Source organism: Nostoc sp. DSM 114161 (assembly GCF_052692665.1).
Window position 1 is genome coordinate 7,748,850 of record NZ_CP195141.1, and the last position, 14,638, is coordinate 7,763,487.

Annotated in this window: 8 protein-coding genes; 7 read left to right on the forward strand and 1 reads right to left on the reverse strand. The window is 41.9% G+C overall.

What is annotated here, in order from left to right:
* Positions 1 to 422 precede the first annotated feature (422 nt).
* Both NSTC745_RS32455 and NSTC745_RS32460 read left to right on the forward strand, forming a co-directional pair.
* Positions 423 to 1,166: a pentapeptide repeat-containing protein gene (locus tag NSTC745_RS32455; protein ID WP_445634698.1), complete on the forward strand. Its 744-nt coding sequence runs from the start codon at positions 423 to 425 to the stop codon at positions 1,164 to 1,166.
* A gap of 189 nt (positions 1,167 to 1,355) precedes the next feature.
* Entirely contained in the window at positions 1,356 to 2,831 is a 1,476-nt protein-coding gene (locus NSTC745_RS32460; RefSeq protein ID WP_445634699.1) for a pentapeptide repeat-containing protein, read from the forward strand.
* 162 nt (positions 2,832 to 2,993) lie between these two features.
* Here NSTC745_RS32460 and NSTC745_RS32465 read toward each other — a convergent pair whose 3' ends face one another.
* Complete coding sequence (locus NSTC745_RS32465; RefSeq protein WP_445634700.1) at positions 2,994 to 3,530, reverse strand: hypothetical protein; 537 nt, start codon at positions 3,528 to 3,530, stop codon at positions 2,994 to 2,996.
* Positions 3,531 to 3,846: 316 nt separating this feature from the next.
* On the opposite strand from NSTC745_RS32465, the gene NSTC745_RS32470 reads away from it, so the two are divergent.
* The 5 genes from NSTC745_RS32470 (at position 3,847) to NSTC745_RS32490 (ending at position 14,290) form a co-directional block, all read left to right on the forward strand.
* Complete coding sequence (locus tag NSTC745_RS32470; protein WP_096537916.1) at positions 3,847 to 4,101, forward strand: helix-turn-helix domain-containing protein; 255 nt, start codon at positions 3,847 to 3,849, stop codon at positions 4,099 to 4,101.
* Entirely contained in the window at positions 4,091 to 5,716 is a 1,626-nt protein-coding gene (locus NSTC745_RS32475; RefSeq protein ID WP_445634701.1) for an ATP-binding protein, read from the forward strand. The genes NSTC745_RS32470 and NSTC745_RS32475 overlap by 11 nt, the downstream gene beginning before the upstream one ends.
* Positions 5,713 to 6,189: a response regulator gene (locus NSTC745_RS32480; protein ID WP_445634702.1), complete on the forward strand. Its 477-nt coding sequence runs from the start codon at positions 5,713 to 5,715 to the stop codon at positions 6,187 to 6,189. The genes NSTC745_RS32475 and NSTC745_RS32480 overlap by 4 nt, the downstream gene beginning before the upstream one ends.
* On the forward strand, positions 6,186 to 8,150 hold the full coding sequence (locus NSTC745_RS32485; RefSeq protein WP_445634703.1) for a response regulator: 1,965 nt from the start codon (positions 6,186 to 6,188) through the stop codon (positions 8,148 to 8,150). The genes NSTC745_RS32480 and NSTC745_RS32485 overlap by 4 nt, the downstream gene beginning before the upstream one ends.
* A gap of 677 nt (positions 8,151 to 8,827) precedes the next feature.
* The gene (locus NSTC745_RS32490; protein ID WP_445634704.1) at positions 8,828 to 14,290 is read left to right on the forward strand and encodes a trifunctional serine/threonine-protein kinase/ATP-binding protein/sensor histidine kinase; all 5,463 of its coding nucleotides are present in this window, start codon (positions 8,828 to 8,830) and stop codon (positions 14,288 to 14,290) included.
* Positions 14,291 to 14,638 lie beyond the last annotated feature (348 nt).

Genomic DNA, 14,638 nt, shown 5'->3' on the forward strand with positions numbered 1-14,638 from the left:
TATTTTCTAATAAGAATCAGTATAAAGCAATACGGTTGTAGTGCAAAGCTTTTCGTTTTCGCGAGGTATGTCATGTATCACTGATTACGGATCGATCAAAATTGTCATGATGAGGGCTAATTGCTAGTGAAGAATAAACAATCCTGAGTACAACTAATGAGCGATCGCGGTAGGTATTATGTATGTTACTAACTAGTTATTAAACGCTTATATTATGCCTTTTAAAAAAATAGTTTTGCAAGAAGGCGTCAAGATAAAAAGTTAAAGAGAAGGCTTTGTTCTCGTTCGCTTTCTTCTTGACGCTACTTCTGTAGCAAGTCTATTGCCAATTTTGCTGATTGCGCTAGCATATTCCAATATTGCTATGAATTAAACAATATCCATAATAAGGAAATTGTCGAAAACCCTCTGAGTATTTTTCTATGTTTACAGCGATCGCTAATAGCTTTGGTGTCATGAAAAATATTTTACCAACCAATGAAAAACTGTTATCAAAAATGTTCCTTAAGATATATGATTTTCGGGAACATATTAAGCAAGTTCCGCATTCTTCCCCAAAACAACGTTTAAAAATCGCAATTGCACAGTTAGGCGATCGCACAATAGAAAGCAGTATAGTTATAATTAACGATCTAGAGCAAATTGCCCATAATCATCCACAGTATCACTGGATAATCATGGACATTCTGGCTAGTTTTATTCGCAAAAACGCTTCTGACACGCCCCAAAAGCAACATCTGTGCAACCCCCCAGCAAAAGTTCGTAGAGATATTCAAGCGGCTCTTACCGTTATCGCTCGAAGAGATGTAAACCAAGATCCAGAAAATGAGCAACTTGATTTGAGCCATACGGACATCAGAGGAGCAAACCTAAATCAAGCTAACCTAGAACAGATAAATCTTTATCAAGCTAATCTTGCTGGGGCTAACCTAAAAGAAGCTAACTTAGAGGGAGCGATCCTCAGTGCAGCTAATTTAGAACGAGCTAATTTATATTCAGCTAACCTCAAAGGCGCAATCCTCAGCGCTAGCAACCTGCAATGGGCGAACCTCCAAAAGGCGAACCTGCACCGTGCCAGCTTATATTTAGCTAACCTACGTGGAGCAATTCTTGATGATGCCACACTCGATCGAGCAAATTTCAGGGAAGCTAAATTTTCTGAGTAATTTGTAATTCCTAATTGGGATAGTGTAACAGTTTAACTGATTTATTTAGACAGTGATTTACTAGTATATCCGATGTGATTCGTAACTTAAATGACTCTTGTGACCATATTATAATTTTTTTGCTAAATGCTATACTATTTTGTCCAAATAACTAAGTAATAATTCTAGGTTGTAAGGAAAATTTTTACCATGTCTTCTAAAAAGACAGACACTTTGTTGAATTGGTTGATAACAATAACAGTTATATTTGCTGGTTCATTGACTGTCATTTTCTTCGCGTTGTCCAGTGTTAAGGAATTGTCAATTCAAGAGAAAATCCAGTATAGAAACCAAGCATTAACAACCACTGCAATAGTTTTTCTAGCATCCGCAGCAATGTTTAATGCTTATTATGCAGCAAAGCGTACCCAAGCGTTGCAGAAAAATGCGATCGCCGCTGAGAAAAACTTAGAAATTGACATTCAGAATGCAAAACTCAATCAAGACAGATTGATTGCAGAACGCTTTATGGGAGCAATTTCCCAGCTGGGGCATGAAAAAATTGAAACTCGCACAGGCGCAATTTACGCATTAGAAAGAGTTGCTCAAGATTTCCCCAAAGAACACTGGACAATCATGGAAATCCTCACTGCCTTTGTGCGAGAAAATACACCAATCGAGCAAGTAAAACCAGAGCAATCAAAGTCAGAATACTCACCAGCAATCTACTCCAGTAGGCGCAAAGGTGGGTCGCGTCCGACACAGCAATTGCAGCCAAAATTCCATGACGAAACAATAAAAATACGCACCGATATTCAAGCAGCTTTAACTGTTATCGCCAGACGGAATTTACTCGAAGACCCAAAAGATCAGAAACTTGATTTACGCAATACCGACATTAGGCGAGCAGATTTAGTAGGAGCAAACCTGCAACAAGCTGACCTCCGAGGAGCAGACTTGAGTGGGGCTGATTTGCGGGGGGCAGATTTATCTGAAGCTGACCTGAACGGCGCTAGACTGGTTCGCTCTATTCTTTATGAAACCAAATTGCTCAAAACCAGCCTGTGTGGTGCCGATCTTTGTTGGGCTAACCTCAACCGCGCCAATCTCTGCGGTGCAAATCTGCGGTCGGCTAACCTTAGTGGAGCAAGTCTGCGTGCTACAAATCTCCAAGGAACAAACCTGTATAAAGCCAACTTACAACAAGCAACCTTAAAAATTGCCAACCTCTCAGGAGCAAAGCTGTTTTTAGCTAACTTGCAAGGAGCAAAACTCGGTAAAGCTAACCTGCACATGACTGGTTTGATTGGCGCTAACCTTTCTGGCGCTAACTTGAACGGTGCTAATCTTTCTGGCGCTAACTTGAATGCAGCCAAACTCCAGCAAACAGAAGTTTATTTTGCCAATCTTTCCGAAGCCAGTTTAACCGAAGCAGATTTGTATCAAGCAAACCTCATCGGCGCCAACCTCCAAAGGGCAACTTTTTATCAAGCTAATCTAACTCAGGCAAATCTCATGGGAGCTAACTTTTTCCAGGCGAACCTGAGTGATGTGAAACTCGAAGGAACAATTTTGACGGGAGCAAAAAACCTAGAGTTGCAGCAGATTAAAAAAGCACTTGGCGATCGCACTACTCGCCTACCCGATTATATGGAAGCACCGACCAATTGGCGACAATCAGGCTGATACGATTTTAGATTGGCAATCCCTCGTGCATCTTTTTTAGTTTAAGTCCATCTATCGCAATCATTTATTCAATTGGGATTACCAGAGCATCAATTAGTTATCTAGGCGCATTCTACCAGTTTCACAAAATAATATAGTTTTTATCCACAACATCTCAATTTTTCAAAAATTTACCATATTAAAGCAAAAACGCTCTATAATTCTCTTACTTTGCTTCCTTGGCGTCCTTGGCGGTTCGTTAAAAGAGTAAATCTTCTTAAAACGCGAACCTTTAAACCCCAATATTGAACCTCTGAACCCCAACGTTGCGCCTTTGAGCCTCGAAATTGCGTCTTTTATCCTCAACGTTGCGCCTTTTATACTCGAAATTGCACCTTTTATCTTCAACGTTGCGTCTTTTATACTCGAAATTGCACCTTTTATCCTCGAAATTGCACCTTTTATCCTCGAAATTGCACCTTTTATACTCGAAATTGCACCTTTTATACTCGAAATTGCACTTTTTATACTCGAAATTGCACCTTTTATACTCGAAATTGCGTCTTTTATACTCGAAATTGCACCTTTTATCCTCGAAATTGCGCCTTTGATCCTCAACGCTGACCTTTCAAACGAATACACTTCAGTATTCAAGCCCCAGCATTTATCCGCAGGGATTAATAATTTTGAATTTTGAATTTTGAATTTTGAATTTCCCAAGGGCATCTTCCCCGCCCTTCCAAATCAACACCCAGCAAAAGCGACCATCTTCCAAATAAACAACATCCCGCTGCTTGGAGTCAACAGTCAATAGTAGACCTCTTGCAAAAGTCCCCTAACACCCCACCCCCAGCCCCTCCCCGCTCGCGGGGAGGGGAGACTTTGACGTAAGTCAAAGGCGGGGTGGGGTTCTTTTTTTTGATTTATGCAAGAAGTCTACTCAACAGTCATCAAACTCGAAAATATTCCCTAAGTAAGAGACATCTTATAGGACAAGTGTCCTATTTTAGTCATACCGGAGGAATAGGAAAAGGAGATGTCTGTAACAAAACAACTGGAAATTTTAGATTTAATTCGGGAACTGCGGCAGCAACTCAATCTTTCCCAAAAACAGTTTGCTGTTAGACTGGGAGTCTCATTCAAAACAGTCAATCGTTGGGAAAATGGCCATACAGTGCCTTCACGGTTAGCACTAAAAATTATAGAAGAAACGATACGCCAGATGGGTGAACCCGGCAAAAGACTGCTAAATCAGTATTTTCCAGAAGCAGAATCCGGTTATGACTCATAAGATGAGGGTTTCTCAACCCGAAAACATCTTTATTACTAAAAGAAAAAAAGGCGCACTGATTCGGGATTATTTCCTAAACTATGGTGTTGCTTTCTTATCTGTTTCCTTAGCACTGGGAGCTACCTTGCTGCTGAATAAATATATCAGCGCGACGCCTGCGGCACTGCTTTTTGCTGCGATTATGGTGAGTGCTTGGTATGGTGGCTTAGGGCCGGGCTTATTCGCAACTGTTTTGTCTACTTTGGCACTCTACAAGTTGTTATTGAAGCCGCTTTATTCAACAAATACTACAAATTTGAACATTTTAATTTCCTTAGTTGTGTTCATACTAGCAGCAGTGTTAATCAGCTCGCTCAATGAATCGCGCCGCACAGCTCAACGCAAAGCTGAAGAAAGCTTGAAGTTTCTCCATGAAAGCGAGGCTAAATTCGATCGCTTCGTACAGTTCAATGAAGAAGTACTGTGGCGACAAGAAACACAACTGCGCTTAATTACCGATACACTGCCAGTTTTAATTGCCTTTGTGGATTCGCAACAGTGCTACCGCTTCAACAACCGAGCTTATGAAGAGTGGTTTGGACAACCGGCCGCAGAAGTCTATGGAAAGCATCTTTGGGAAGTCTTGGGTGAATCTGCATATCAAATCATTCGTCCCTATGTGGAACAAGTACTAACAGGAGTGCAGGTTAGCTTTGAAACGGAAATTCCTTATCAAAATCTCGGAAAACGCTACATTAATGCTATTTACGTTCCCCAATTCGACCGACAGGGAACCGTTGAAGGGTTTGCGGTGTTGATTAGTGATATTAGCGATGTCTACAACGAGCTTCGCTTACGCAAACTTGCCGAAACTCAACTACAACAATTAAACGAAACCCTAGAGCAACGCATTCAAGAGCGCACGGCCCAGTTAGAAGCTGCCAACAAAGAACTAGAATCCTTCTCCTATTCAGTCTCTCACGACTTGCGAGCGCCATTCCGCCACATCGCCGGATTTATAGAATTGCTTAACAAGCAGCCTAGCTCCAAAAGCTTAGATGAAACCAGCCAGCGCTACTTGAGAATCGTCGCCCAAACCGCAAAACAAGCAGGAGTACTAATTGATGAGTTGCTGACATTTTCCCGTATGGGGCGCACAGAGATGCGTTATGTCACCCTAAATATTGAAGAACTAGTGCAAGAAATAAAACGGGATTTGCTTGCAGAAGTCCAAGGACGCGTCATTAATTGGCACATCCAGTCATTACCCCAAGTGCAGGGCGATCCTTCCATGCTGCGGCTGGTGCTTTACAACCTGATGAGCAATGCCGTTAAATATACCACCACTCGCAGCACGGCAGAAATCAGCATTGGCAGTAGCGATAATGAAAACGAAATAATCTTTTTTGTGCAAGATAACGGCGTTGGCTTTAATATGCAATATGCCCATAAGTTATTCGGAGTATTTCAACGCCTGCACAGCGACCCGCAATTTGAAGGCACAGGTGTTGGATTAGCAAACGTACAGCGGATTATTCATCGGCATAATGGTCGAGTTTGGGCAGAGGGTGAAGTTGACAAGGGAGCCTCCTTCTATTTCTCACTGCCAAAGTTGTCGAAGAAGGAGACGGAATGAAAGAACTCAAGAGAATTCTGCTGATTGAAGACAGTGCTAATGATGCAGAATTAATATTGGCTGCCTTGTCAGAAAACCATCTGGCAAACGAAGTGGTGGTAGTGCGCGATGGAGAGGAAGCTCTAGATTATCTGTATCGCCGGGGACTTTTCCGGTTGCGGATGGAAGGGCATCCTGTTGTGGTACTGCTCGATTTGAAATTACCTAAAATCGATGGACTAGAAGTGCTAGCACAACTCAAATCTGACCCAGTAATGCAAGTGATTCCGGTGGTGGTACTAACTTCTTCCCGCGAGGAACCGGATTTAGTTCGATGCTACAAATTAGGCGTGAATGCATATGTCGTCAAACCCCTAGATTACCATGAGTTTGCCGATGCCATTAAGAGTATGGGATTGTTTTGGGCGGTGATTAATCAGCCACCTCTTGGCGCTTTACCTCCTGTACCAAATCGTCAACAGGAGAGCAAATGATGAGTGTCCTTCGTTTTCTCCTTTTAGAAGATAGTCTGTTGGATGCAGAACTTACCGAAGTGATGCTAGCCGAAGGAGGAATTGATTGCCAAGTCATAAGAGTCGAAACTGCGGCTGAGTTTTTGGCTGCTATTTCTACAGAAACTTTCGATTTAATTCTTGCCGATTATGCCTTGCCTGCTTTTGATGGGATTTCTGCCTTGGAAATTGGTCGAAACAAATTTCCAGAGATTCCTTTTATTTTTGTTTCTGGGGTATTGGGTGAAGAGTTAGCCATCGAAGCTTTGAAGAATGGGGCTACAGATTATGTTTTAAAGCAACGTTTGGGGCGGTTAGTTCCCTCTGTGCGGCGTGCATTGCGGGAAGCCAGAGAACGCCGCGATCGCCACCTCATAGAAGAGTCTTTACAAAAAAGTGAAGCCAAGTATCGCCGAATTGTCGATACCTCTTATGAGGGAATTTGGACGATTGATGCCCAAGGGCGAACAGAGTTCGTCAATCAGCGGATGTCACAAATGTTAGGCTATACAGCAGAAGAAATGCTCGGTCGCTCCATATTTGATTTTATGGATCGGCGTGATGATATTGCCCAAAAAAAATTGGAATGGCTCAATGTTGAAGGTAGCGATCTCAAAGAAGGTCGATTGCGCTGCAAAGATGGTTCGTATCTTTGGACGCTGATTTCTGCTAGAGCTATTTTTAATGAAGAGAATGAATTCTCAGGCGCGATCGCCATGTTAACCGACATCACCGATCGCAAACGCACCGAAGAAGAACGCGATCGCCTTTTGGAGAGGGAAAAATTAGCGCGTGCGGAAGCAGAAGCCGCCAACCGCATCAAAGATGAGTTTTTGGCAGTGCTTTCCCATGAATTGCGATCGCCCTTAAATCCAATTCTCGGTTGGGCAAAACTCTTGCAGAGCCGTAAATTTAGCGAAACAGCCCTACAAAAAGCACTCTCAACCATTGAGCGCAATGCTAAATTACAAGCTCAACTCATTGAAGACTTGCTGGATGTTTCTCGCATCCTCCAAGGTAAACTCAACCTGAAAATGATGTCAGTGAATTTGGCATCCACCATTGAAGCAGCAATGGAAACGGTGCGTTTAGCAGCAGAGGCGAAAACCATTCACATTGAAACGATGCTCGATCCGACAGTCGGCATTTTGGGCGATCCAGGTCGCTTACAGCAAGTCGTGTGGAATTTATTATCCAATGCCGTCAAATTCACAGCCACAGGCGGACGAGTAAATGTGCAATTAGAGAGCATCGACGCTCACGCGCAAATTACCGTCAGCGATACAGGAAAGGGAATTAGCCAAGAGTTCTTGCCCCATGTGTTTGACTATTTCTGTCAAGGCGACAATACAACAACTAGAAAATTTGGTGGACTGGGATTAGGGTTAGCGATCGCTCGTCACTTAATCGAAATGCACGGCGGATCGATTTGGGTTCAAAGTCCTGGGGAGGAGCAGGGAGCTACCTTCACAGTTAGATTACCACTACTCAAGAACAATGCAACAATTAACCATCAAACCAATGCTGATTCTACAACTGCCGTTTCTACCTTCTTTCCATTGATGGGGATACAAGTCTTGATTGTAGATGACAATGACGACAGCCGCGAGTTTTTCACCTTTGTACTTGAAGAATTTGGAGCGACGGCGATCGCAGTTGCATCAGCAACTGAAGCATTAGAGACTTTAGGACAATCAAAACCAGATATCTTGCTCAGCGATATTGGAATGCCAGAAATGAACGGCTATATGCTGGTAAAAGAAATACGTGCTTTCGAGGCACAAACGGGAACAGAAAAGATGCCAGCGATCGCTCTGACTGCTTATGCAGCCGAAATCGATCGGCAAGAAGCACTTCAAGCAGGTTTTCAACAGCACCTCGTTAAACCCGTGACACCAGAAGAATTACTTATGGCAATTTCGAGTTTGATTAAAGATAAGTAAATAAAAGGCAAAAGGCAAGCTCAGAAAATCATATCGTGTACGGTTGCAGACTTATCATTGGGAAAAGGGACTCATGTTAAAGGAGAAAGGGAAAATACCAAACCTTTCCCCTTTTCCCGACTTCTGCAAGAAGTCTAATTATTTAGAAGACGCATTTCGACTTCTCCCAAGGGGAGACGCTACGCGTAGCAAGATCCCGAAGGGTACGCTCAATGCTCGAACCCTGAGAAGACGAGGGTTGAGCGGAGTCGAAACCCGGTAACCTCTTTTTTAGCAAGAAAGGCAGAGGGCAGGAGGCAGAAGGCTTTTATGTAATTCTGATTCCTACCCTCTGCCACGACCGTCCCTTGCGCGTCTCCAAGAGTTGGGAGTAAGGGTTTAAGCCCCACACCAAAATTTTCAATTTGGTGTCTTGCAATCAGTGTAGGTCTGAAGCCTACACTGCATTGTAGTCCTTCTGCCCGACGCTCGCGGACTCGCTAACGCTGCGCTATCTGCCCTCAGCATAGCTGCCTTCTTCACTTTAATTCAGTGTTTCTACTTATCAGTTCTGAATTCTGTTTTAAGTAATCCTGATATTACAACGTATTGTGAAAATATATGTAATTTTGTCATAAATATTACATATTTCAAGCTGGATGGGCATCTTAAGAATGCTTATTTTGCAAGAGAAAACAATGACGACAGCTACTTTATCTGGTTATCAATTCCTGGAAACCCTTCACACTGGCGGTAAAACTATTATTTATCGCGGGCGCAGAGAAGCAGATAATACCTCAGTCATTGTCAAAACTCTTGTTGACGAACATCCACTTCTAGAAGACATTGCGCGACTGCGCCACGAATATCAAATCATTGAACCGCTGCAAATACCTGGAATTGTTAAACCTTATGAGTTAAAGACTTATCAGCATGGCCTAGCTTTAGTTTTGGAAGATATTCCAGGTTCGTTGCTCAAAGAAGCGATCGCGACTCAAACAATTACCTTAATTACTTTCCTCAAGATAGCGATTAATTTAGCAAACACCTTAGCAGAGTTACACGCCCAACAGATTATTCACAAAGATATTAAGCCGCACAATATTATCATCAACCCTGATGGCGAAGTTAAACTAATTGACTTTAGCATTTCCTCGCGGCTCGATAAAGAAAATCCCAGCTTGAGCAATCCCAATTTGCTCGAAGGTACGCTTGCCTATATGTCGCCTGAGCAAACAGGTAGAATGAACAGAGGCATTGACTACCGCACTGACTTTTACTCCTTGGGCGTGACATTGTATGAAATGTTGACGGGTACTTTGCCGTTTCATACTAACGACCCAATGGAGTTGGTACACTGTCACATTGCCAAAATGCCAGCAGCACCCTGTAAAGAAACTATGTGCCGCGTCTTAGAAGAGGTGCCAGAGGCCATTAGTGTAATTATTTTAAAGCTGTTGGCGAAAACAGCAGAGGAACGATATCAAAGCGCCGCAGGTCTAAAAGCAGATTTAGAAGTATGTCTGTTTCTACTGCAAACCACTGGCAAAATTGAAAACTTTGTACCGGGAACGCGAGACAAATCTGGGCATTTTTTAATTCCCCAAAAGCTGTACGGACGCCAAGCAGAAGTAGCAACATTAATGGCTGCATTTGAGCGTGTGGCTCTTGGTAGCAGCGAAATAATGCTGGTTTCTGGTTATTCCGGGATTGGTAAAACTAGCGTTGTCAGCGAAGTTCATAAACCAATTGTGGGGGCGAGGGGTTATTTTATTGCTGGCAAGTTTGACCAATTCAAACGCAATATTCCCTATGCATCCTTGATTCAAGCTTTCCAATGTTTAATTGGGCAATTACTCACCGAAAGCGAAACCCAAATCCAGATATGGAAAGAGAAACTGTTAAGCAAATTGGGAGAAAACGGGCAAGTAATTATCGATGTGATTCCCGAAGTCGAACTAATTATTGGGACTCAGCCACCTGTAACACAACTGGGTGCAACTGAATCTCAAAATCGTTTTAATCGCGTTTTTGGGCAATTTATTGGAGCATTTACCACCCAAGACCATCCCTTGGTTGTGTTTCTTGATGACTTACAGTGGGCAGATTCGGCATCATTGAACTTAATTGACCAATTGATGACAGATAGCGAGCGTCAATATTTATTATTAATTGGAGCATACCGCGATAACGAAGTTTCGCCAACTCATCCACTGATGATGAGTTTAGATAAAATTCAAAAAACAAATGCAGTGGTGAATAATATTGTTCTGTCACCGTTGCAATTAAAAGATGTAGAAGCGTTAGTTGGCGATACATTAAATGGCACAGAAGGCATTAAGCCGCTAGCAGAATTATTATTTCACAAAACCTGCGGTAACCCTTTCTTTTTAACGCAACTCCTCTTAACTCTACATCAAGAAGACTTTTTAACTTATGAATTCAATACAGGAATGTGGCTGTGGAATATCCAAAATATTCAAGCGTTCGGTATTACCGACCTGAATGTTGTTGAACTGACAGCAAGAAACATTCGCAAACTGTCGCTAGAAACGCAAAAAGTACTGAAATTGGCTGCTTGTATTGGCAGTACATTTAACTTAGATGTATTGGCGATCGTTAACGAAGCATCACCTTTAATAACTGCGGCGCAATTGTGGTCTGCTTTACAAGCTGGGTTAATTTTACCGTTAACTCAAGATTACAAAATTCCCCTAGTATTTGCTCAAGAGGAATCAGGCAAAATTAATTTAACGGATGTCAAGGTTGACTACAAGTTCTTACATGACCGAGTGCAGCAAGCGGCATATTCTTTGATTCCTCATGACGAGAAAAAAGAAACTCACCTAAAAATTGGTCAATTGCTGCTAAAAAATACCACACCAGAAGCTCGCAAAGATAATATTTTTGCGCTGGTCAATCAACTTAATTACGGTACTGAATTACTGATACCTGAAGCACAAAAATACGAGCTAGCAGAACTGAATTTGATAGCAGGTCAAAGAGCAAAAGCATCCACAGCCCACGATTCTGCTATTAAATATTTGCAAGTTGCTTTAGGACTGTTAGCATCTGATACTTGGCAAAATCACTATCAACTAACATTAACCATCTATGAAGAAGCAGCAGAAGCAGCATTTTTAAGCGGTGATTTTGAAGAAATGCAGAGATTCGTTGAGATAGTCCAAAACCACGCCAAAACGCTGTTGGACAAAATTAAAGTGTATGAAGTCCAGATCCAAGCTTACATGGGGCAAAACAGGCTCCTAGAAGCGGTTAACACAGGGCTACAAGTTTTAAAGCTGTTGGGGGTGGAGTTTCCCCAAGAGCCGAATGTATCAGACATTGGGCAGGCACTAGGGGAAACTGCGGCAATTTTGAGTGCAAGGCGAATTGAGGATTTAGTCGATTTGCCTCACATGTCCGACCCCTATAAACTAGCAGCCATAAGACTTTTGTCAAGTATCTTTTCTCCTGCCTACATTGCTGCTCCCGCACTGTTGCCCTTGACGGTGTGCAAACAAGTACAATTATCCGTCCAATATGGTAATGCTTCTCTATCTCCGTTTGCTTATGCCAATTATGGTTTTCTTCTTTGTGGCATTGTGGGAGAAATTGATTCGGGTTATCAGTTCGGTCAGTTAGCTTTAAGTTTGGTGTCAAAGTTAAATGCTCAAGAAATTAAAGCTAAGACAATCTTCATAGTAAATCTATTTATCCGACCTTGCAAAGAGCATTTGAAAGAAATCTTAGAGTCTTTTATGTCAGCTTATTCTAGCGGAATGGAGACAGGAGATTTAGAATATGCAGGCTATTGTCTACAACAATACTCCTCTTTTTCTTACTTTAGCGGCAAAGAACTGGCTGGACTTGAAAAAGAGATAGCAATCAACAGAAATGCTACTTATAAAATTAAACAAGAAACAGCACTTAATTATATAGAAATTTATCGGCAGACTATCTTAAATCTGCTTGGAAGAAGTGAAAATCCCTGCGTTCTCAAGGGTGAAGCTTGCGACGAGCAAATAAAGTTGCCATTGTACGAGCAAGCTAAGGATACAGCGGGAGTTGGATACATATATTGGAATAAATTTTTACTTAGTTACTGGTTTGAAAATTATTCAGAAGCGATTGAGAATAGTCTCATTGTAGAGAAGTATTTGAACGGACTAATAGGAATGCCCGTTATTCCTATTTTCCATTTTTACGATTCTTTAGCACGGTTAGCAGTGTATCCCGATAGCCAAAATTTAGAGCAAAATGCCATTCTCGATCGCGTCCAAGCTAATCAAGAAAAAATGCAAAAATTGGCGCATCATGCCCCAATGAATTATCTGCATAAATTCTATTTGGTAGAGGCAGAACGGCATCGGGTTTTAGGTGAAAAATTAGAAGCGATCGAAATGTATGATAAAGCGATCGCACTTGCTAAAGAAAACGAATACATCAACGAAGAAGCATTAGCCCACGAACTTGCAGCTAAATTTTATCTGTCATGGGGTAAACAAAGCATTGCCCAAACCTATATGACCAATGCCTACTACGCTTATGGTCATTGGGGAGCTGTTGCTAAAGTCAAAGATTTAGAATCAAAATACCCGCAATTAATCGTGCGAGGTTCAAACACAGAAAAACTAACAAACAAGCACCTAGAACTTAGTCAAACCAGTTCTACTACCGGAGGCTCTCATCTTCTTGACTTGATGGCAGTAATGAAAGCTTCACAAGTGCTTTCAGAAGAAATAATGCTAAATCACCTGCTGGAAAATTTGATGAAAAATGTCATCGAAAATGCTGGCGCCGTCCAAGGTTTCTTGATTACCAAGCACGAGAATCAATGGATGTTAGAAGCGGCAGGAATCGTTAAAGAAAAAGATGTTAATGTTGTTGTTAATTCGCAGTTTTCAGCAAATTCACCTTTACTGCCAATTGCCTTATTCAACTATGTCGAGAGAACCAAAGAAAACCTAATTTTAGATGATGCTATAAAAGACCCACGCTTTGCTGCTGATGCTTATATTGCCACTCATCAATCGAAGTCAATTTTATGTTTGCCGCTAATTCATTCTGGTAAGTTTACTAGTATTCTTTACCTAGAAAATAATTTAATTACTGGTGCTTTTATCCCAGAAAGAGTAAAGGTGCTGAGTTTATTGACGGCACAAATTTCCATCGCCATTGATAACGCTCGTCTCTATACCAATTTGCAAGCTTACTCACAAGAACTCGAAGCTAAAAACGCAGCTTTGCAAGCCTCCGAAACGCGAGAGCGAGAAAAAGCCCTCGAATTAGAGCAATATCTCGACAAACTACAAAAAACCCAGGCTCAACTCGTGCAAACTGAGAAAATGTCCAGCTTAGGACAACTGGTCGCTGGTATTGCTCATGAAATCAACAACCCGGTCAATTTTATCTTTGGCAACCTCAACCATGCCAACGAATATACCCAAGATGTGCTAAGACTACTCGAACTCTACCAAAAACATTACCCGTTGCCCAACCCAGAAATTCAAGAAGAAGCCCAAGCAATCGATTTAGAATTTTTGCTAGAAGACTTGCCCAAGCTATTATCCTCTATGCGGGTAGGGGCAGACCGGATTCGCAAAATTGTTGCTTCTCTGCGAACCTTCTCGCGTATGGACGAAGCTGAGAGAAAAGCTGTAAATATTCATGACGGTATCGATAGTACCTTGATGATTTTGCAACATCGCTTGAAAACGAAGTCAGAGTATCCAGCTATTGAAATTACCAAAGATTATGGCAACCTGCCTGAAGTCGAATGCTATGCAGGCGAATTAAATCAAGTGTTTATGAATGTGCTGAGTAATGCGATCGATGCTTTAGAGGAGTCATTATTCAAGAATCCAGAAAAAATGACTAGCCCAAGCATTAGTATTCATACCGAACAAGTTGACGCTCATCAAGTGGAAATCCGCATTGCAGATAACGGTCTGGGTATGCCGGAATCTGTTCGACGGCGCTTGTTCGATCCTTTCTTCACCACAAAACCTGTGGGCAAAGGTACTGGTATGGGCTTGTCGATTAGCTACCAAATTATTACCGAAAAGCACGGCGGCTTGTTATATTGCCAGTCAGAACCAAATCAAGGTGCAGAGTTTATTATTCGGATTCCAGTTTCGTTGGAAGGCAGCAAAGTTTAAGCGATCGCATAACAAGCAATAGGCAATAAACTTATACCAATTCAAAATTCAAAACTTGTATTGAGGGCAGTCGAAGTATTCAAAATTCAAAATTAAGAAGACTAGATATCACAAAGGTTTGGGCGTGTATATCTGTCGCGTTCTTTTTTCAAATTGGTATTACGTGAATTCGACGAACCTCTCCCTGCCTTGAACTAGCGTTCAAGTCTGTCCCTCTCCGAATCGGAGAGGGACGGTTTTACGTAGTAAAACCAGGGAGAGGTTTTTTATTTGGCTAATTAGACGGACACCATATAAACCGTCGAATTCACGTTAAACCTCTAAAGACCAAGGCAAATGTTGGATTTT